Raw genomic sequence first — 20,901 nt, 5'->3', positions numbered from 1 at the left:
GGCCAAGTATAAAACGTACGCTGGAGCACACAAATGAAAGATAACAATCGCCTTGTCTATTCGACAGATAAGGGTCGAATTAAGGAAACCACCGCCCCCCAAAAACCCGAAGGCGACGGCATTTTACGGATTAGGCGTGAAACTAAAGGTCGGAATGGTAAAGGGGTTACCGTCATCGACGGCTTTCTTCTCGACGAACAAGCGCTTAAAGCTGAGGCGAAGAAGCTTAAGCAGCTTTGTGGAACTGGCGGTACAGCAAAAGGCGGCAGTGTCGAAATTCAAGGCGACCACCGTCAAAAACTAGCCGACTATCTCAAGACAGAAGGCTTTCAGGTAAAACTCTCGGGCGGCTAAACTAGCTAATTTACCACTAGCTAATCGCCTATCTAACACCATAAATATTTGGTTCGAAACTTGCAAAAGTCCTGTACATGAACAAACTTTGTCAAATATTTGACTAGCGGGACTATACCTATGTTATCGGAAAATCTTTGGTTATTTTTTGACACGAGCTTAAAGATGGGCTTTGGGGCGGCTGTTGCTATAGGCTGCTTCTGGCTGGGCCGCCAATGGAAAGAGCGATTCGGTGAGCAACAGAACGCCACAGTCAATCGGCGTATTAGCTTGCTAGAGCAAATCTCTGCCGACGTGGGCCACGTCAACCATAGCTTCGCCAAATATTCGTCACTCGTAATTGAATCCACGCGTTTCGGTAAACGCTGGCCGGCCGTTCGCAAACACGAGCTAGAGCGCGTTAACGCCGAGCTAGTTAATGAGTTCGAAAAGCTGTCTGACGCAGAAGCGCGCTTGTTGATGCTGGGAGAGAAAACAATGGAGAAGACTTTGCGACTTTACGCGGCGCGAATAGCTTTATTTCGCAAACAAGTTTATATCGGCCGAGAAGACATCACTGAACAGGAAATTGCTGATTTGAAACAGTCGATCATGCAATTGAGGGAACAGTTTTACGATATCCTAAGCCGCCGATACGATAAGTTGTTGGCGGCTTAGTTCGGGAATCCCGCGGCATATTTTTCTACCCATTCCGATGCCGCTTCTTCACTAGAAATATCTCGCCCTTCGGCGCGCTGAACGTGAGAGCGATAGTGCTCTATATGGCAGACCTGCTCCACCATTCGCAAACTATATTGAATGGCGGGCTCATTAAACTGAACGCCAATGGTGAAGTGATCACCCTCGCGCCGACACCACGCTACCGTACCATCAGCTCCGTAAGGCGGGGTTTCAACCGGAATTTCAATATGGATGGATGTACCCCGAGCAAGTGGATGCGCCGATACAAAGCAGAGGCCCCCTCGCCCAACATCGCGTAGACTTTCCGCATTCACTATGTGGTCGTTATTGACGTGATCTTCTAGGTAAAATCGTATCGGGATATCAGACGGGTGACGAATGAAGTGCCGCATATTGCTGTCTCCGATAACTCAAGCTATAGAGAAAATAGGCCCGTATATTTTCACCACTCTCTATATCAACGTCGCACTAGAAACGGTGAAATTACAAGGTACCACTGATTATATAGCTCATACGGAGAGACATTGCTGGATAGCGGTAAAAGTTGGCGCCTAGGCTTGCACAAGTTGTGATTTTGGAGGAGTTAAACGACAGATGGCAGGCTAAAAAATTAAGGGATAAGAAAAGCTGTGCCAAAGCACTACCTAGTCAAGGAGCGCTTTAACCGGCCCGAAAGAGCGTCGATGAATGACGCTGACGCCAAGCTGCTGGAGGGCTTCCATATGAAGTTTGGTTGGGTAGCCTTTATGCTGAGCGAGCCCGTAACCAGGATAGAGGCGATCAAGCTCGGTCATCTCGCGATCACGAGTCACCTTGGCAAGAATAGAGGCGGCGCTAATAGACTCCACCTTGCTATCCCCTTTCACCACGGCTTCGCCGTGATATGCCCATTTCGGCAAGCGATTTCCGTCGACCAACACATAATCGGGCGACTGATCCAAACCCTCGACCGCACGCTTCATAGCCAACAAGCTCGCCTGCAAAATATTAAGCTCGTCTATTTCAGCAACCGAGGCTCGCGCAACCGAAAAACACACCGCCTTTGCGCGAATTTCATCAAACAAACGATCGCGCTTTTTTTCACTTAGTTTCTTTGAATCCGCCAAGCCGACAATACCGTGAGATGGCTTCAATATGACCGCGGCGGCAACAACATCTCCAGCTAAGGGCCCGCGACCAACTTCGTCTACGCCAGCAACCCAAGTATAACCAGCGCCGTATTCCAATTTGTCTGTCACGACTCAACCTCTGCTTCGCTAGCTTGGCGATCGGCAAGTAGATCCGTTAGTGCTTGGGTGGCAGCACAATCGGCGTCCAAACGCAGACTGTTATGAATATCCAGATAGCTACTTTGTAAGTCTGCAGCGAGCTGCGGTTCGTTAAAATAACGTAACAGCGCCGTTGCGAGTTTATCGGCTGTCGCTTCGTTTTGAATAAATTCTGGCACGAGCATTCGACCAGCCAGTAAGTTCGGTAAACCAATAAATTTAGATTTAACTAAACGCTTTAAAATACTGTAAGAAAAACCTGCCATGCGGTACGCGATAACCATCGGCCGCTTTAACAACAGAGCTTCTAGGGTAGTCGTACCCGATGCCATAAGTACTGCATCCGCTGCCGCCATCACTCGATGAGAATTGCCGTAAACCAAGGTCACGGGTAAGTCTGGGTACGATGCCAACTGCCGATTAATCTCTTTTTCGCGCATAGCATTGGCCGCTGGGATAACAAACTTAAGCGTTGGCATGGCCTGCAGGCATATACGTGCGGCATCCAAAAATATCGGCGTTAAATAGCGCACTTCAGAAGCGCGGCTACCGGGTAACAAAGCTATACAAGGGTCGTCTGGAGAAATGGCACCGAGCTGTTCGCGCGCAAGCTGGTGATTAGGCTGCAAAGGAATTTGGTCTGCAAGCGTATGGCCGACACAAATGACCTTGACCGCATGAGCGCGATAAAACTCAGCTTCAAACGGGAACAGGGTTAACATCAAATCAACCGCCCGCGCGATTTTCTTAACGCGGCCCTGACGCCATGCCCACACCGAAGGGCTAACGTAATGTGCGGTTAACACACCTTGCTTGCGTAGTGACTCTTCTAGGGAAAGATTGAAATCAGGTGCATCGATTCCGATAAAGATATCTGGAGGATTGGACAAATAGGTCTGTTTTAACCAACGTCTAATTCGCAGCAACTCAGGCAGGCGCTTAAGCGGCTCCCACAAGCCCATAACCGCAAGTCGATCCATGGGGAAATGAGAAATAAATCCCTGTTCAAGCATCCTCGGACCACCAATCCCCTCGAAGCGACACTGCGGAAATTGCTTTTTTAACTGCGCAACAAGTCCAGCACCTAAAATATCACCCGATGCTTCTCCCACTACGATCGCGATACGTTTTGGATTTCGAATTAACTTATGTTCTACACGACTCATTAGCGCACGATGCCGCGAGATGAGAGTTCGAGCGAATCAACCAGTGGCTGTAAACAGGGGTAGTCTGCAAGTGATGCTTTTAGCTCTAAAACGGCTTCATCAACGGTTAAGCCACGGCGATAAATGAGCTTGTAAGCCTTCTGAATCATTGCGATCTCGTCTTTAGTAAAACCGCGCCGTTTCAAACCTTCGCTGTTAATGCTACGGGCCGCTGCCGGCGCTCCCGTCACCATGGTATAGGCTGGAACATCCTTGCCAATCGCACTGCCCATACCAGTAAAACAATGTGCACCAATACGGCAATATTGATGAACTAGAGTAAAGCCACCCAGGATCGCCCAATCATCGACCACCACATGCCCCGCCAAAGAGGCGTTATTAACCAAAATTGTATGGTTGCCAATAACACTATCATGTCCAACATGGACATAAGCCATTAGCAAATTATTATTACCAATAGTCGTCTCTGAGCGATCTTGAACAGTACCTCGGTGCAAGGTTACGCACTCGCGAATAATATTGTTATCGCCAATAACTAAGCGCGTTTGCTCGCCCTTATATTTTAAGTCAGGGGTATCTTCACCAACGCTGGAAAATTGATAGATACGGTTATTACAACCTATCTCGGTGGGGCCCTTAATCACGACGTGAGACGCGATTTTGGTACCCGCGCCAATTTTCACATCGGGGCCAATTAGCGTCCAGGGGCCAATTTCTACATCCTCAGCAATATCTGCAGAAGGATCGATAATAGCCGTTGCATGAATTGAAGGATTTGTCATAAACCTCTACCGACAAAAAGTAGGCTAAAAAAACTAGACCTGAGTAACGCGCCTGAATAACGGGTATTAGCCAACAGCGCGATCTGCACACATAATAACAGCGCGAGTCACCAACTGATCGTCGACTTTCGCTTGACAATCAAACTTCCAAATACCGCGTTTAACCGAGACTATTTTAGCTTCAAAAAACACGCGGTCACCCGGTACAACTTGGCGCTTGAAACGCACATCGTCAATACCCGCAAACAAATATATCGAGCCGTCATCAGGGGTTTTATCCATGGTTTTAAAACCTAAAACGCCACATGCCTGAGCCATTGCTTCGATCAGCATCACCCCAGGGAAAACAGGAAAGTGCGGAAAGTGCCCTTGGAACACCTCTTCGTTATAGGTGATATTCTTGTAAGCGACAATCGATTCGCCTTCCTTTAATTCCACCACTCGGTCGATTAACAGAAACGGATAGCGGTGCGGGAGGTATTTCCGAATTTCAAGGATGTCCAACATAAAACGTGCCCTTAGTGTCGCGGCGACAGTTCGCCCCGATGTCTTGTTTAAAGAATTATAATTTTTCCAACGCTTTCTCAAGTTTGCGGATACGCGATGCCATTTCGTCAAGCTGCGTATAGCGCACTGAATTTTTTCGCCACGAGCGTACATCTTGCAGCGGCGTGGTCGATGCAAAAACACCCGCTTCGGTATTGCCTTTGGTAACGACGGTTCCGCCGTTAAAATGGGTATTGTCTGCTATAGAAATATGGCCATTAATCGCGACCATGCCGGCAATAGTGCAATTCTCACCAATAACGGTGCTGCCCGCGACACCCACACATCCAGCGATAGCCGTGTTACGCCCGACCTTAACGCCGTGCGCCAAATGGACTTGGTTGTCGATAATAACACCATCACCAATTTCAGTATCGGTAAGTGCACCTCGATCAATTGCAGTGTTCGCACCAATCTCTACACGATTGCCTATGCGTACACGTCCAAGTTGGTGAATTTTGATCCAACCGTCTTTCGATGGAGAAAACCCAAAGCCATCCGAACCAATCACTGTTGCACTGTGAATAATAACGTCGTTACCCAGAATAACGTCAGCGTAGAGGGTAACGTTGGCATGAAGCAAACAACGGGCCCCAATGACAACACCATCACCGATAACACAGCCCGGATAAAGTTCAGTGTTCTCTCCGATCTCGACATTATCGCCAACCACACAATTGGCCGAAACCGCTGCCGTAGGGGCAATTTTTGCACTGCTGCTTACAACTGCGGAGGGGTGTACACCTTGATTACGAGCGACACGCATATCAAACAACTTACTTAACTTAGCGTAAGCAAGGTAAGGGTCTGTAACGAGTAACTTATTGCCAGAGAAATCTGACTCGTGAGCGGGGTTTAACAGCACTATGCCCGCATTACATTCTGCCAACAGTTTTAATAACCGCTCTTGCGCTACGAAGGTTAGATCGGAGCGAGTTGCCACTTCAACGGGGGCAACAGCATTTACCTCGTAGCTGGCATCGCCAACAAACTCGCAGGCCAAGTGTTCGGCTAACTGTTGCAGATTAAAGGTTGAACCTTGCATATGCCGCGGGCCTCCACTGCTGAGAGCAAAATCAATTTGAGGGGACGTACAAAAAAGGTGTGCTCAAAAACAAAAACGCCTAGGCAGCAAACACTGCCTAGGACGCGAACAAAACGAACTTACTTAGCTTTGTTTAAAGCCGCGGTAATTTTAGCGGTAATATCAGTATCAGGCGCAGCGTAAAACACAGACTGAGGGCGCAATACCATGTCAATTGACTCGGAATCAACGATCTTCTGCATCACTTTTTCTAGCTTAGGCTGCAGCTCTTGCATGACCTTGGATTGAAAGGCGTTGTTCTCAGACTGAACTTTTTTAACGGCCAACTCAAGATCAGCGCGCACGTACTCAACTTTTTTACGGTGATTCAGCTGCTGCTCTTGGCCCCAAGTCATACCTTTAGTTTCAGCTTCTTTGGCTAGCGCCTGCATATCAGCCTGTAGGCTTTCGACTTGAGCCAACATTTGCGAATAGTCTCCGCGCGCTTTTAAGGCTTCGTACGCCTTGGCGAAATATTCAGTCTGCATAACCGCCGCTTGCGGGTCACAGATGGCGATTTTTCCTGCCGCAGCGGTCATCGCGGACAAGCTAAGAGCAAAAGCAATAATAATTTTATTCAACATGTTACCTATCTCACTTATTCTAAATAATTAATTCGCTATTAAAATCCAGCACCAAAAGAGAACTGGAACTTCTCTGTTTCATCGTATAACCCTTTGTTTAGCGGAACAGAATAACTAAAGGTCATTGGCCCAAAGGCAGAAATCCAAGTGAAGCCAACACCTGCAGATGAACTCAATTCGCCGACATCAAAAGAAGCACAATTGCGCTGGCCAGAGCCGCAATAGTCAGAGAATACATTCCCAGCATCCACGAATGCGACCGCCTGCATAGAACGCGAATCTTCTACGAAGGGTAAGGGTAAAATAACTTCAGCCGTAAAAGTGGTGAGGATGTTACCACCAATAACGGATGCGTAACCGACGTTCGAGGCTATTAATTTACCTGGTTCACAAATTGCGGTGTATTGAGAAGCAATAAATGCGGTACCCGGATCCTCACAAGCAATGTAAGCATTTACGCCTGAGACTTCGCTAGACTGCACAACCCCATCGCGATTTACATCCGCCCAACCCGTTGCGGTACTTACACCATTTGAAGACACGGTTTGGTACTGAGTCGCTGGCGTCCCGCGCGGCCCCAAAGTAGAGCGACGAAACCCACGCACAGAGCCAAAACCACCTGCGTAATAGTTCTCAAAGAAAGGTAACTCTGTCATGTCGCCATAACCGTTACCATAACCCAATCGAGTTCGCAGCCGCAGAGTAAAATCACCAATCAAAGGGAAGAACATTTGACCGTGGTAAGAGGCCTTGTAGTACTCCATTTCACTACCGGGTACCGTTGTCTCCAAGGACAAGGTTTGCTGGTTACCGCGCGTCGCCATAATACCGCGGTTTAGAGTCGAACGAGACCAGTTAAAATTCAAGGTAACGCTATCGTAAGCGTCGCCATATTTATCAATAAAGCCAGGAACACTCTCTAGCAACTGCTCTTCAGTCACCAAATAGTTTTCAAGTTGGAATTCTTGATATTGGCCGCCCACAAACGGGATCCCACCAGTAGACTGGTATTGGCTAGAGACATCTTCCCAATCGGATTGACTGATATAGTTAAAACCGCTGTTATTGGTCAGTTTTGGGCTGCCGGCAATTTCTTGCGGTGCGTAAATCCCAGTGCGAATTTCTTGGTGGATATAGCCCATACCAAAGCCAATTCGCGACACTTCAGATATGGGATAACCAAAGGTCATATTCGCACCGTAGGCATCGGTACTATAACTAGTTACGTTAATCTTCGAGTAATCTCGGGTTCGGTAGTAGGCATCAAAGCCGCGACTAACCCCATCAGGGGTGAAGTAAGGGTCGCTGTAACCAAAGCTATATAGCGTCTGATATTTATTATCGGTAACACCCAACTGCAGGCGCTTACCACTACCCAGCCAGTTATTAAACTGTACATTCACACCAAGATTTAAACCGGTGTATTGTGCATAGCCGACGCTGCCCTGAATCGTACTAGAAGGCTGCTCTTCGACGGTGTACTCGACATCGATAAGGTCTTCTGTCCCGGGCACATCTTTCGTTTCAACGGCCACTTCCTTGAAGTACTCAAGCCGCTCTAAACGCACTTTGGAGCCTTCAATCTGGGCATTTGATGCAGAAGCACCTTCGAACTGACGCATTTCGCGGCGCAGCACATCGTCATTGGTTTTTGTATTACCGCGAAACTCAATGCGACGAACATAAACACGCATACCTGGGTCGACAAAAATTGTCAGGTCGACGGTTTTGTCTTCTGGGTTTTTCTTTGGAATACCTTCAACCTTGGCGTTGGTGTAGCCCGCATTACCCATCATGGTAGTGATGTATTCAGTTGAATCGGTCATCAACTGCTGTGAGAAGGTCGAGCCCTCGCGCAACAAAACTAAACGCTTAATTTGTGATTCTGGGACAACAGGGTCTCCGGCGATGTCGACGGACTTTATTTTATAAACCTCGCCCTCACTAATATTGATAGTGATGAACACCTGTTCCTTGTTAGGACTAATGGAAACCTGTGTTGATTGCACTTCGAAATCTAAATAGCCTCTATCGAGGTAAAATGACTCAAGCTTTTCTATATCGCCGGTAAGTTTTTCACGTGCGTATTTGTCTGAACTAGTGAAAAAAGAATTCCATCTTGTTGATGTTAATTCGAATTGCTGCAGTAACTCCTTCTCGCTGAAGATCTCGTTACCAACGATATTAAGGTGTTTAATTTTTGCCGAATCGCCCTCGTCTACCAAGATTTGGATGTTGACCATATTGTTCGGCAATTCTTCTATCTTAGCTTCTACCGATGCGCCATAACGCGCACGCGCCACATACTGACGCTCAAGCTCGCGGGTAATATTTTGCAAAACATCGCTTTGCAGAATCTCACCTTCGCGCAAGTCATTATCATCGAGAACATCGGTAAGCTGTTCGGTCTTAATCGCTTTGTTTCCCTCTAATTCAATTTTCTTAATTGAGGGGCGCTCTTGCAGCACAATAATTAAAACGTCGTCTTCACGTGCAACCTGAACATTCGAAAAGAAGCCCGTATCGAAAAGCGCGCCGATAATATCGCGTACATCTTCGCTATCGACATCTTCACCAACCCGAACGGGCAAGGCGGCAAACACTGGGCTGGCAGACACACGCTGCAAACCTTCCAGCCGAATATCACTTACTCTAAACTGCACCGCCCATGATGACGCCGACAAAAAAGAGAGGCTCAGCGCCACAAATACACACAATCGCTTCATATTAATTAAGGAGTTCAATCAAAATCTTCTTTTAGTTATCAGATGTGAACCAACGGTTCACATCTGTTGTTAAGCAGCTGTAAAAGTTATAATCACAGGCGCAGAATATCGTTGTAAAAGGCCAAAACCATCACGCCCATAAGTACTGCAAGGCCTGCCTGATAGGCAAACAATTGCACACGCTCGGAAACGGGGGTTCCCTTCACCCACTCAATCAGGCCATAGAGAATATGACCACCGTCCAACACTGGGATGGGCAGCAGGTTAAACACCCCCAGTAAAACACTTATATAAGCCAAAAAGTGTACAAACGCCCAAACACCGGCTCTGGCCGAATCGCCGGCAACTTTAGCAATGCCAATGGGCCCACTCAAGTTTTTAGTTGATAAATGACCTATAACTAGCTTTTTTAACGACACCAGCACGGTACGCGCGGTTTCACCTGTCTCGAGCAGCGCTTGTTTTGCACTGCCAAGCACACCCCAGTGGTGGCGACGAATCATCTCTTCGGGTAGCGGCAACGATTGATGGCTAATACCGGCCAAACCGTAGGCTCGGCCATCCTCACCTTCTTTCGTAGCAGGCGTGAGATTTAGTGCCACTTGCTGCGGCAAACCACCGTCAGCGCTAGCGCGCTCGACAACAACTTCTAGTCGGCGCCCCGGGTGAGCCTGAATGAAATCTATCCACTGCTGACCATCGGCGAACCTTGTGCCATCTGCAGAAATAACGCGATCCCCCACTTGCATCCCAGCCTTTTCCGCTGCGCTGCCTTCCGAGACCGCCGCGGCAACAAGAGACACTTGCGGGCCAACAAATTCAATACCCAAACCTTGAAAAATATCCGGCTCGGCAGAATCGCGTAGCCACTCATCTAACTGCGCCTTGGATTCATAGACCAAGGTAGAGTTTGGGTATCGTACCGAGAAACTAATTTCCCCACTCTCACCCAAACGATTGATCAGCAATGGCAACATATCACTGCGACTGGCTACGGGATGGCCATCAAGAGAAACAATTTCCTGACCGGCCTCAAGCCCAGCGCGATCAGCAATCGAGCCAACGTCAACCTTGCCAATAATCGCGGCAACGGTTGCCGTTCCCTGCATAAACACAAGCCAGTAGAGCGCTATGGCTAAAATAAAGTTTGCGATGGGACCAGCGGCAGCGATGGCGATACGCTGCTGTACCGGCTTACGATTAAAAGCTTGCTCGAGTTCATGCTCGGGGACATCACCTTCGCGCTCATCGAGCATTTTCACGTAACCACCCAAAGGTATGGCTGAGATAGCAAACTCAGTGCCGTGACGGTCGTACCAAGAATAGAGTCGCGGCCCAAAACCAATTGAGAAACGTAAAATCTTCACGCCACAACGACGCGCCACATAAAAGTGCCCGTATTCGTGTATCGCAACAAGAATCGTTATGGCTACCAAAAAGTAGGCGATCGTCATTAGGAGATCTATCACTTTATTGAATGCCTATTGCGTTGCTATAGATTAAAATCACCTGCTTATCCATTGTTGGGTACACCATTAACCACAATCATTTGCAGCGTTTATGTTCAGCACTCTGAACTTGAACCAACGCCATTTGACGCGCTATTTTATCAGCCGCTTTTACCGCTTCGAGCGAGTCTGGCTCGCTGCTTTGCCACGCTTGCAGTACATTTTCAATGGCAGCTGAGATACCTAAATAGCCAATTCGTTCCGCAAGAAACGCCTCCACAGCCACCTCGTTTGCAGCATTTAGCGCGATGGGGTAGCTTCCGCCCGACTTCATCGCCTGTATTGAGAGTTTCAATGCGGGAAATCGTTCATAGTCCGGCGCAGAGAATTCGAGCGCGCCGAGCTGATGAAAGTTCAACGGCTCAACAGCTGACTCAATCCGCTCCGGCCAGCCCAGGCAGTTAGCAATTGGCGTACGCATGTCTGGCATCCCCATCTGAGCCAGCACAGAGCCATCCGCGTATTCGACCATGGAGTGAACAATACTCTGCGGGTGCACCACAATTTCAATATCGTCCGGCTGAGCATTAAACAACCAGCAGGCCTCGATAAACTCCAAGCCTTTATTCATCATGGTGGCCGAATCAACTGAAATCTTACGCCCCATTGACCAGTTCGGGTGAGCGCAAGCTTGATCTGGGGTCTTGCTTGCCAACTCCGCAAGCGGTGTTTGACGGAACGGACCACCGGAACCGGTGAGAAGAACTCGGCGTATTCCAGCGTCTTTTAAATTGGTAAAACCGGCAGGTAAACACTGAAAAATCGCGTTGTGCTCGCTGTCGATTGGCAGTAATTGCGCATCATGACTACGCACAGCTTCGGTGAGAAGCCTACCGCTCATGACAAGCGACTCTTTATTCGCCAGCAGCACTCGCTTGCCTTGCGTCACAGCAGCCATAGTCGACGCCAAGCCCGCCGCGCCAACAATCGCTGCCATCACTGTGTCGACCTCGGAGGAAGAAGCAACATCCACCAAGCCCTGCTCCCCAGCCAATACCTCTGTAGTTGATTTGGCGTCTCGCAGAAGCCCCTGCAACTCCACTGCTGCAGTAGCGTCGCACATAACAGCGTAGCGAGGTTTATAGGTCAAGCATTGTTCAAACAGTTTCGCTACCTGACGGTTTGCACCGAGCGCATAGACAGAGAAACGATCGGGATGCTGCGCCAACACATCTAGCGTATTAACACCGATGGAACCCGTAGAGCCCAATACCGTTACCGCCTGAATTGCCATTAATTCAGCGCCTGCAGAACCCACTGGGTGGAAAAAACGCCCAGAGCGAACACCGGAAGTGCCGCAACAAGACCATCGATTCGATCCATGAAGCCACCGTGCCCAGGCAGTAAATGACCGCTATCTTTGACACCACGATGACGTTTAACCATGCTCTCTAACAAATCACCCAGTACCGAAACCAAAGCAACCGGAGCAACAAACGCACACAACTGCAGCCAATCACTCTGAAACACAAAGTAGTTGTACACACTAGCGACAGCTAAGGTCAGCACTAGACCGCCGAGCACTCCCTCCCAAGTTTTACCCGGGCTTACTCTGGCAGCAAGCTTGGTACGACCAATGGCACGACCGGTAAAATATGCGCCGACATCGGCAGCCGCCACTAAGTTAACGACCATCAACACCAACCAGATTCCGTCAGGCAAAGCACGCAGATATAAACAGCTAACCCATGCCGGTAATAAAATAAACCAACCCATTAACAAACGTACCGGTACAGACCCCCATATGATCGAACTTGCGGGAAAACCCTGCACCCATAGCAGCGCTACGCCCCACCAAACACAGGCGGCGATAAGAATTGGCTGCAGAAAACGAGAAAATTCGGGAAGATCTATTGCGAAGGGAACGAGCGCGCCAATAAGAGCAGTAACAAGCGTAAATACCAAGCGGCTCCAGCGCGAGCTTAACCCTGCAAGGTCACTCCACTCCCATGCCGCAAGTGCCATCACCGTACCTACGGCGAACGCGAAGACCTCAAAAGACCCCAAAGCCAAAACAAGCGCAAAGCCGATTGCCAGCGCTAATCCGGTTATAACTCGTTGTTTAAGCACTGGCAGCCTCTTGTTTTAATTGCTCGCCGGTCTTGCCAAATCGACGCTGACGTCCACGGAATTCTTCTATCGCCTCACGCATAGCGTCGGCGCCAAATTCGGGCCACAGCAATGGGCTAAAATACAGTTCGGCATAAGCCGCCTGCCAGAGTAAAAAGTTACTAATTCGATATTCGCCCCCAGTACGCACTAACATATCGAGCGGGGGAAGACCTTGGGTAGATAGATTGTCGGTCAGCAACTGTTCGGAGATGGCGGAAGGCTCTAGCGCACCAAGTTTAACCTGCTCGGCCAGCGTTCGAGCCGACTGGGCAATATCCCAACAGCCGCCATAATCGGCAGCAATAACCAAAGTAGCGCTACCTTCAGATGCTATAGCCTCAGCTTGATCAATAGCCTTTAACAACTTTTTATCAAACCGATCACGGTTGCCGATCACTCGCAAAGCGACATTTTCGTCGGCAAGCTTGCGCGCTTCCTTTTTCAAATAGCTGTAGAAAAGCCCCATTAGGGCTTCTACTTCTTTGGGCGGTCTACGCCAATTTTCACTGCTGAATGCGAACAACGTGAGTGCTTCCACACCCTCATCTTGACAGGCTCGCAGGACGTCTCGAATACGCTCTACACCTGCTTTATGGCCGGCGATCCCCTGACGCCCCTCGCGCTTCGCCCAGCGATTATTACCGTCCATAATAATTGCAACGTGACGCAAGGGGTTTTCTTGTGTTGATTTGAAATTATCCATAAACGACTACAGCGGGCCCTACAACATTTTAATAAACAGCAGATGAGCGTTACACTCACGCGAAATGCGCGCGGCCCAGCACTTATATTTCCATCAAATCTTTTTCTTTAGCGGTAAGAGCTTTATCCGCTTCAGCAACATATTTGTCGGTAAGCTTTTGGATCTCATCCTGTGCACGACGATCATCATCTTCGCCAATTTCTTTGTCTTTGAGGAGATCTTTAACCGTTCCCAAAGCATCGCGACGAATATTGCGAATTGCCACTCGCGCACCCTCTGCTTCAGCACGCGCCTGCTTGATGTAACCTTTTCGACTCTCTTCGGTCAGCATCGGCATTGGCACACGAATAAGGCCGCCGACTGTAACTGGGTTTAAACCCAAGTCAGATTTCATAATGGCTTTTTCAATTTCCGGCACTAAGCTCTTTTCATAAGGACTCAGCGACAGGGTGCGAGCGTCCAAAATATTAACGCCTGCAACTTGAGACAGCGGGGTTGGGGAGCCATAGTAGGACACCATCACCGAATCGAGAATGCTCGGGTGAGCACGGCCGGTGCGAATCTTATTGAAGTTGATTCCCAGGGATTCAATACTTTTTTTCATCCGCGCTTCGGCGTCTTTTTTAATATCATTCAACATTTTCTTCGGTCTCTTCGATCAAGGTTCCTTCATTTTCACCCACCACAATACTGAGCAGTGCACCGGGCTTGCTCATTTTGAATACCCGCACCGGCATATTGTGGTCGCGGCATAAGCAAATTGCAGTTAGGTCCATAACGCCGAGTTTATCCGCTAGTACACGGTCATAACTCAAGCGGTCGTAACGTGTAGCGCTGGGATCTTTTATTGGATCTGCAGTGTAAACACCATCGACTTTAGTAGCCTTTAAAACCAGTTCAGCGCCCACTTCAATAGCGCGCAAACAGGCTGCTGAATCGGTCGTAAAAAACGGATTACCGGTACCGGCAGAGAAAATAACAACTTCGCCATTCTCTAACAAGCGTAGCGCTTTACGACGATCATATTGATCGGTAACGCCATGCATCGGAATCGCCGACATAACAGTAGATGAGATATTCGAGCGCTCCAGCGCATCGCGCATAGCCAAGGCATTCATGACCGTCGCTAGCATACCCATATGGTCACCGGTGACGCGATCAAGGCCAGCTTTACTGAGCGCAGCTCCCCGAAAAAGATTACCGCCGCCGATAACTAAGCCCACTTGAACACCGATTCCAACTAGCTGACCTATCTCTAATGCCATTTTATCGAGCACTTTAGGGTCAATTCCGAAGCCCTCATCACCCATCAGCTGCTCGCCGCTAAGCTTCAGTAGGATTCGTTTATACTTGCGATCACGCCCACTCGCCATGAATATGCCTCTCCGATGTTCGGGTTAAAATCAACTTGGACCGCTCTGCAGCGGAACCCAGCAAATAAATCGGCGAGAGTTTAACAGAAAAACAGCGAAATTTGCGGTTAGCGCTCGGATTAATCGCAACCACCGACTCTGCGCGCTGAGGGCGCCAATGGCTCGCAGCCAAAGCACTGATCGGCAGACATAAAAAAAGGCAGAATCATTGATTCTGCCTTTTTAGCGCCATACTCAGCGAGGGTGAGGCACTTACTTCTTAGAAGCGGCTACCTGTGCTGCAACTTCCGCAGCAAAGTCTTCCTGCTTCTTCTCAATACCTTCACCCACTTCATATCGGGTGAAGCTAACAACTTCTGCGCCAGCCTTCTTCACCAAGTTACCTACGGTAACCTCTGGATCCTTAACAAACGCCTGCTCGATCAAACTACTCTCTTTCAAGAACTTGTTGATTCGGCCGGTCATCATCTTTTCAACGATTTCCGCAGGTTTGCCAGCCATATCCGGCTGAGCGCGAATGATATCTTTCTCTTTCTCTACCACTTCTGCAGGCATATCCGCAGGGCTTACAACCTGAGGATTTACAGCTGCAACATGCATAGCGACATCTTTCGCCAACTCTAAATCACCGCCTTTCAGCTCAACCAATACAGCGATACGGTTGTTTGAGTGCACGTAGGCACCGACAACGCCGCCAGCTGGAGCCTCAACACGAGTTACACGACGAACACCAATATTCTCACCGATCTTCTGCACTAAAGTCTGACGGGCATCTTCTACGCCAGCATCAACCAAAGCGGCGATATCAACGGTTTTCTCTGAGAACGCACGATCGACGATCATCCCGACAAAACCCAAAAAGCCAGCATCGCGAGCAACGAAATCAGTTTCGCTGTTCACTTCAACTACAACTGCGGAGCTACCATCGTCGGCAACCTTGGAAGCTACAACACCTTCCGCAGCAGTACGATCAGCCTTTTTAGCCGCCTTTAAGCCGGAAGCCTTACGCAAATTCTCGATCGCCACATCGATATCGCCATCGGTTTCAGCCAATGCTTTTTTACACTCCATCATACCGAGACCAGTACGATCACGAAGCTCTTTCACCAAAGTAGCAGAAACTGCCATCTTTACGTCTCCAATATTTAACATGATTGATATGAAAAAAGGGGGTAAACCCCCTTTTTTAGCAAGATACGCCCGCCAAGTGAAAAACCACCCCTCAGGCCAAAGCGATAACCGCTTTACTTAGCTGTTGCTAGCGGCTTCTTGCTGATCTTCGCTAACTTCAACAAAATCGCTTGCCGTTACAGCAGCGCTGCCATCGTTAGCGCCTTCGATACAAGCATCGGCCAATGCAGTTGCATACAGCTTAATTGCGCGGATTGCATCGTCATTACCAGGGATTACATAGTCAACGCCTGCTGGATCACTATTGGTATCAACGATACCGAATACGGGAATACCCAACTTGTTAGCTTCTTGAATTGCGATGCGCTCATGCTCAACATCGATTACGAACATTGCATCAGGCAAACCGCCCATGTCTTTAATACCGCCGATAGAAAGCTCTAGCTTGCCCATCAAACGAGTACGCATAAGCGCTTCTTTTTTAGTTAACTTAGCGAAGGTACCGTCCTTGCTTTGAACTTCCAAATCGCGAAAGCGACGGATCGAAGCACGGATAGTTTTGTAGTTGGTCAACATACCACCTAACCAGCGGTTGCTAACGTAAGGCATACCACAACGCTCGGCCTGCTCTTTCAGAGTTTTCTGAGCGGCACGCTTGGTACCAACAAACATGATTTTTTTCTTTTGGCTCGTCATCTGCTTGATAACAGCAAGAGCTTCGTTAAACGCTGGAACAGTAAGCTCCAAGTTTATGATATGAATTTTGTTGCGAGCACCGAAGATGTATTGATCCATCTTTGGGTTCCAGTAACGGGTTTGGTGACCGAAGTGGACACCAGCTTGCAGCATATCGCGCATGCTAACTGTAGGCATAATAAGTTTCCTTTAAATCGGGTTGAGCCTCCATATACCCCATCCTCCAACCCTATAAAACACGCAGTTTTACGAGGCACCCAGGCGAATGTGTCGGTATATGTGTGACATTGATTAAGTTTCCCTAGATCAGCTTCATAAAGGGGTTATTCGATCGACCTAAGGCCAACCCATATCCACTGAGACTGCTCTGGGGCGCGCTTTATACCACAAACACCCACTAACTTAAAGATTAAATTGCAACCAGCGATGACTTGGGCGTCACCGCCAAGCTTCGTGCCCGCGCGCGCTAAGCGCGGCCAAGCTCTCATACACCACGAACGAACCACCTTAGCTAGGTGCCCTCGGTGGCGGTTTAGTTTAGAATGGACGTCGTTTTGATCCCATATCATAGCGCGGTTGTAGCGCTCGCCCAGTCTGAGCCCCTTTACAGCTGAGGCTGCTCACCCTATACCGTACTGATGACAATAATATGTCGCTCAAGCAAGCTCTTAGCGCCATTCACCAAAAGAGTAGAAATACCCAAATGGCTGTTAGCATAAAAACCCCAGACGAAATTCAAAAGATGCGCGTTGCCGGCCGCATGGCCGCTGAAGTGCTCGAAATGATCGAACCCTTTGTGACGGACGGCGTTACCACAGCCGAATTAGATCGCATCTGCCATGACCATATCACTCAGGTCCAAAAGGCGATCCCGGCACCGCTCAACTACAAGGGTTTCCCCAAGTCCATATGCACCTCGGTAAACCATGTTGTCTGCCACGGTATTCCGTCAGAGAAAAAGAAACTGAAAAGTGGCGACATCGTCAACATTGACGTCACGGTCATTTTTGACGGCTACCACGGTGACACCAGTAAAATGTATATGGTTGGCCAAGTTGCGCCCCACGCGCACCGACTGATCAAGGTCACTCAGGAGTGTCTATACAAAGGTATTGAGTTAGTTAAGCCGGGCGCTCGCCTCGGGGATATCGGTTTCGTCATCCAGCAACACGCCGAAAAAAATCACTACTCTGTCGTACGAGACTATTGTGGTCACGGTATTGGTGCAGTATTTCACGAAGACCCGCAAGTACTTCACTACGGCAGTCGCAATACCGGTATGGAGCTACGCGAAGGTATGACCTTTACGATCGAGCCGATGATCAACGCAGGCAAACACCTCTGCAAACTGAAAAACGATGGCTGGACAGTCGAGACACGAGATGGGCGCCTGTCCGCGCAATGGGAGCACACTATGGTCGTCACCAAAGATGGCGTTGAAGTGCTAACCGCCCGAAGTGAGGAATCCTTCTCCTAATGCAACCCGCCGCCATTAGTACCAAGCAGCTACCCTACTTCCCTTATCAGCCGATTTTTTTTAAGCAGCAACGCTTTAGAGAAGATTTAGCCGTAAAGCCCACTATCAAGGTGTTCAAAGATGCTATTTTTGGTGTGAACGAACACTTTGCACAGCGCTTTCGAGAGGGCGCGGATGTTGGCAGCTTGATACGAGAACGCGCCGCCTTTGTAGACGTACTGCTCCATTACGCATGGCATCAGTACGATTGGAATGACGACATAGCGCTAATCGCTGTGGGCGGATATGGCCGTGGCGAGCTGCACCCAAAGTCCGACATCGATATCTTAATCCTGCTCGACAACAGCATTAGCAATGAATATAACGAGCAATTACAAACCCTCGTTACCTTTCTGTGGGATATAGGGTTGGAGATTGGCAGCAGCGTACGCACACTTAACGAGTGTGTCGCTATCGCTAAAGACGACATTACCGTAGCCACCAACCTCATTGAAGCGCGACGCCTCGCCGGTAACGATACACTTCGCGACCAGCTGCAAATCCTCACAGGGCCTGACCATATGTGGTCGGTCAAAGACTTTTTCCTCGCCAAACGCAGCGAGCAGGAAGAGCGCCACAACAAACACAACTTTACCGAATACAACCTCGAGCCCAACATCAAAAATGCTCCAGGTGGCCTGCGTGACATCCAGACAATTAACTGGGTGGCAAAACGTTATTTTGGCGTGCCTAGCCTAACTAAACTTGAAGGCAAAGGTTTTTTTACCGAACTGGAATACGCAACTTTGCGCAACGGCGAAGATTACCTATGGCGCGTACGCTACGGCGTACATCTTTTGTCGGGGCGCGCAGAAGAGCGCTTATTGTTTGAGTATCAGCGTGAGCTAGCAGGCCTGTTTGGTTATCACGACACCGCCGAAGAACTCGCGGTGGAGCAGTTTATGCACGAATACTATCGCACGGTAATGGCACTGCGCGAACTTAATGACGTGCTACTGCAACACCTTGACGAGTTGATCCACACCCAGCACAGCGCACTTGAAATTATCGCTATTAACGACCGTTTCCAGCTTTGCGACAATTATATTGAGGTGACACAACCGAGCGTATTCGACGAAACCCCCAGCGCTTTATTAGAAATCTTTATTATCATGGGCAACAATCCCACGATTTCTGGCGTGCGCGCCTCCACCATCCGCTTGATACGTGAACGTCGCTGGCTAGTTGACGAATCATTCCGCGCAAACCCAGCGAATAGAGCCATGTTTCTAGAGTTGTTTCTTCTCGAAACGGGTTTACTGCAGCAACTTCGCCGCATGGCCCGCTACGGTATACTAGGCCGCTATCTGCCTGCATGGGGAACCATTACTGGACAAATGCAGCACGACCTATTCCATCAGTACACCGTAGATGCCCACACGTTATTAGTGATTCGCAACCTGCGTAACTTCCGCAAGCCCGAAGCAAGCGAAAATTTCCCGATTGCCGCACACATAATGAAGCGCCGCACACACCTGCACCTTCTTTATATCGCGGCAATGTTTCACGATATTGGCAAGGGCCGCGGCGGCGATCATTCCACCCTAGGCGCTCAGGATGCAATCGATTTTTGCGAAGAGCACGGCTTTCGCGGAAAAGATACTCGGCTAGTCGCATGGCTAGTAGAAAAACATCTGTTGATGTCCTACGTCTCCCAGAAGCAGGATATCTCCGATCCAGAAGTCGTCCACAACTTCGCTCTGGAGGTTGGCGACCAGCGCCATCTAGATTACCTCTACGCCTTAACCGTGGCTGACATGTGTGGCACCAATCCAGAAATTTGGAACTCTTGGCGCGCCAGCCTGATGCGTCAACTTTACATGGAAACCAAGCGCGCGCTGCGCCGCGGGCTAGAGAACACTGTAGATAAGCAAGAGTATATTGAAGAGACCCAACAACTCGCAGAAGCAAAGCTTATCGATAAAGGTATTAGCAGCGAAACGGCACGAGCAATCTGGGCAGAAATGGGCGAAGAATACTTTATTCGCGAAAGCCACTTAGATATTGCTTGGCATACGGAATCGATCGCCCAATACAATCACGACCCGGTAATTTTAGTGCGCGAATCCACCAACCTAGGTGTTGGTGGCGCGACCCAGATTTTTATTCGCACCAAAGATGACTACCGCGTATTTTCAGTGGTTTCACACTGCCTCGCAGCGCTCAATTTGAACGTGCAAGATGCGCGGATTTACTCATCAACTAATGGTTACACCATCGACACGTTTTTTGTGCTGGATGAAAACCACGAACCGCTCGATGACGATCCACGACGCTACAAGCGAATTATCGACTCCATCACCGATGAACTGTCGGAGAAGGATCTTAGCGGCAGCGATATCAAACGGCGCACACCGCGACAATTGAAGCAGTTTTCAATTCCAACCCGCACCAGTATCTCGAACGATATCAACAATCATCATACGGTAGTGGAAGTTATCAGTCCCGACCGCCCGGGCCTGCTTGCAACTATTGGTGAGATCTTTATCGAACACGACATACACCTACAGAACGCTAAAATCTCCACCCTTGGCGAGCGCGTAGAGGATGTATTTTTTGTCACCGATATGGATGGAAACCCACTCGGTGACCCAGCACTATGCGCCGCGCTGCAGGCGGATATTTGCAGCAAACTCGATAAAAAAGTTAAAAGCGAACTTACCCACTAGAG

20 protein-coding genes are annotated in these 20,901 nt (G+C 49.0%); 4 read left to right on the top strand and 16 right to left on the bottom strand.

Annotated elements, in window-relative coordinates; genetic code table 11:
• Nucleotides 1–33: 33 nt before the first annotated feature.
• The gene (yciH, locus tag IDZ20_RS04405) at nt 34–354 is read left to right on the top strand and encodes a stress response translation initiation inhibitor YciH (RefSeq protein ID WP_188150200.1); all 321 of its coding nucleotides are present in this window, start codon (nt 34–36) and stop codon (nt 352–354) included.
• Nucleotides 355–474: 120 nt separating this feature from the next.
• The gene (locus tag IDZ20_RS04400) at nt 475–1,011 is read left to right on the top strand and encodes an energy transducer TonB (RefSeq protein ID WP_188150199.1); all 537 of its coding nucleotides are present in this window, start codon (nt 475–477) and stop codon (nt 1,009–1,011) included.
• Here the strand turns inward: IDZ20_RS04400 and IDZ20_RS04395 are convergent.
• The 16 genes from IDZ20_RS04395 to rpsB all read right to left on the bottom strand — a co-directional run bounded on the left by IDZ20_RS04395 (nt 1,008) and on the right by rpsB (nt 16,891).
• Nucleotides 1,008–1,427 carry a PilZ domain-containing protein gene (locus IDZ20_RS04395; protein WP_188150198.1) on the bottom strand — a complete coding sequence of 140 codons (420 nt, stop codon included), beginning with the start codon at nt 1,425–1,427 and terminating at the stop codon, nt 1,008–1,010. The two genes, IDZ20_RS04400 and IDZ20_RS04395, sit on opposite strands and share 4 nt — an antisense overlap.
• Nucleotides 1,428–1,679: 252 nt before the next feature.
• On the bottom strand, nt 1,680–2,273 hold the full coding sequence (gene rnhB / locus IDZ20_RS04390; RefSeq protein ID WP_245792098.1) for a ribonuclease HII: 594 nt from the start codon (nt 2,271–2,273) through the stop codon (nt 1,680–1,682).
• Entirely contained in the window at nt 2,270–3,469 is a 1,200-nt protein-coding gene (gene lpxB, locus IDZ20_RS04385) for a lipid-A-disaccharide synthase (protein WP_188150197.1), read from the bottom strand. Before lpxB ends, rnhB begins: the two co-directional genes overlap by 4 nt.
• Nucleotides 3,469–4,251, bottom strand: coding sequence for an acyl-ACP--UDP-N-acetylglucosamine O-acyltransferase (lpxA, locus tag IDZ20_RS04380; protein WP_188150196.1), 783 nt, complete (start codon nt 4,249–4,251; stop codon nt 3,469–3,471). The genes lpxB and lpxA overlap by 1 nt, the downstream gene beginning before the upstream one ends.
• A 66-nt stretch (nt 4,252–4,317) precedes the next feature.
• Nucleotides 4,318–4,758 (bottom strand): 3-hydroxyacyl-ACP dehydratase FabZ, encoded by a 441-nt coding sequence (fabZ, locus tag IDZ20_RS04375; protein WP_188150195.1) that lies wholly within the window; start codon nt 4,756–4,758, stop codon nt 4,318–4,320.
• Between the two features lie 55 nt (nt 4,759–4,813).
• Complete coding sequence (gene lpxD / locus IDZ20_RS04370; protein ID WP_188150194.1) at nt 4,814–5,842, bottom strand: UDP-3-O-(3-hydroxymyristoyl)glucosamine N-acyltransferase; 1,029 nt, start codon at nt 5,840–5,842, stop codon at nt 4,814–4,816.
• 119 nt (nt 5,843–5,961) lie between these two features.
• Entirely contained in the window at nt 5,962–6,465 is a 504-nt protein-coding gene (locus IDZ20_RS04365; protein WP_188150193.1) for an OmpH/Skp family outer membrane protein, read from the bottom strand.
• A 38-nt stretch (nt 6,466–6,503) separates the two neighbouring features.
• The gene (bamA, locus tag IDZ20_RS04360; RefSeq protein WP_188150263.1) at nt 6,504–9,191 is read right to left on the bottom strand and encodes an outer membrane protein assembly factor BamA; all 2,688 of its coding nucleotides are present in this window, start codon (nt 9,189–9,191) and stop codon (nt 6,504–6,506) included.
• A gap of 92 nt (nt 9,192–9,283) precedes the next feature.
• Nucleotides 9,284–10,657: an RIP metalloprotease RseP gene (gene rseP, locus IDZ20_RS04355; protein WP_188150262.1), complete on the bottom strand. Its 1,374-nt coding sequence runs from the start codon at nt 10,655–10,657 to the stop codon at nt 9,284–9,286.
• 79 nt (nt 10,658–10,736) lie between these two features.
• Entirely contained in the window at nt 10,737–11,933 is a 1,197-nt protein-coding gene (gene ispC / locus IDZ20_RS04350) for a 1-deoxy-D-xylulose-5-phosphate reductoisomerase (protein ID WP_188150192.1), read from the bottom strand.
• On the bottom strand, nt 11,933–12,769 hold the full coding sequence (locus IDZ20_RS04345) for a phosphatidate cytidylyltransferase (RefSeq protein WP_188150191.1): 837 nt from the start codon (nt 12,767–12,769) through the stop codon (nt 11,933–11,935). Before IDZ20_RS04345 ends, ispC begins: the two co-directional genes overlap by 1 nt.
• Complete coding sequence (uppS, locus tag IDZ20_RS04340) at nt 12,762–13,514, bottom strand: polyprenyl diphosphate synthase (protein WP_188150190.1); 753 nt, start codon at nt 13,512–13,514, stop codon at nt 12,762–12,764. Before uppS ends, IDZ20_RS04345 begins: the two co-directional genes overlap by 8 nt.
• A gap of 82 nt (nt 13,515–13,596) precedes the next feature.
• Nucleotides 13,597–14,154: a ribosome recycling factor gene (gene frr, locus IDZ20_RS04335; protein ID WP_188150189.1), complete on the bottom strand. Its 558-nt coding sequence runs from the start codon at nt 14,152–14,154 to the stop codon at nt 13,597–13,599.
• Entirely contained in the window at nt 14,144–14,887 is a 744-nt protein-coding gene (gene pyrH, locus IDZ20_RS04330; RefSeq protein WP_188150188.1) for a UMP kinase, read from the bottom strand. The genes frr and pyrH overlap by 11 nt, the downstream gene beginning before the upstream one ends.
• 252 nt (nt 14,888–15,139) lie before the next feature.
• Entirely contained in the window at nt 15,140–16,015 is an 876-nt protein-coding gene (tsf, locus tag IDZ20_RS04325; RefSeq protein ID WP_188150187.1) for a translation elongation factor Ts, read from the bottom strand.
• 120 nt (nt 16,016–16,135) lie between these two features.
• Nucleotides 16,136–16,891 carry a 30S ribosomal protein S2 gene (gene rpsB, locus IDZ20_RS04320; protein WP_188150186.1) on the bottom strand — a complete coding sequence of 252 codons (756 nt, stop codon included), beginning with the start codon at nt 16,889–16,891 and terminating at the stop codon, nt 16,136–16,138.
• A 526-nt stretch (nt 16,892–17,417) separates the two neighbouring features.
• Between rpsB and map the strand changes: the two genes are divergently transcribed.
• Nucleotides 17,418–18,191: a type I methionyl aminopeptidase gene (gene map, locus IDZ20_RS04315; protein ID WP_188150185.1), complete on the top strand. Its 774-nt coding sequence runs from the start codon at nt 17,418–17,420 to the stop codon at nt 18,189–18,191.
• Nucleotides 18,191–20,899 (top strand): [protein-PII] uridylyltransferase, encoded by a 2,709-nt coding sequence (locus IDZ20_RS04310; RefSeq protein WP_188150184.1) that lies wholly within the window; start codon nt 18,191–18,193, stop codon nt 20,897–20,899. Before map ends, IDZ20_RS04310 begins: the two co-directional genes overlap by 1 nt.
• Nucleotides 20,900–20,901 lie beyond the last annotated feature (2 nt).

Source organism: Teredinibacter waterburyi (genome assembly GCF_001922985.1).
GTDB classification, from domain to species: domain Bacteria; phylum Pseudomonadota; class Gammaproteobacteria; order Pseudomonadales; family Cellvibrionaceae; genus Teredinibacter; species Teredinibacter waterburyi.
Note: the sequence above shows the minus strand (reverse complement) of the source record. Positions and strands in the feature narration are given on the sequence as shown.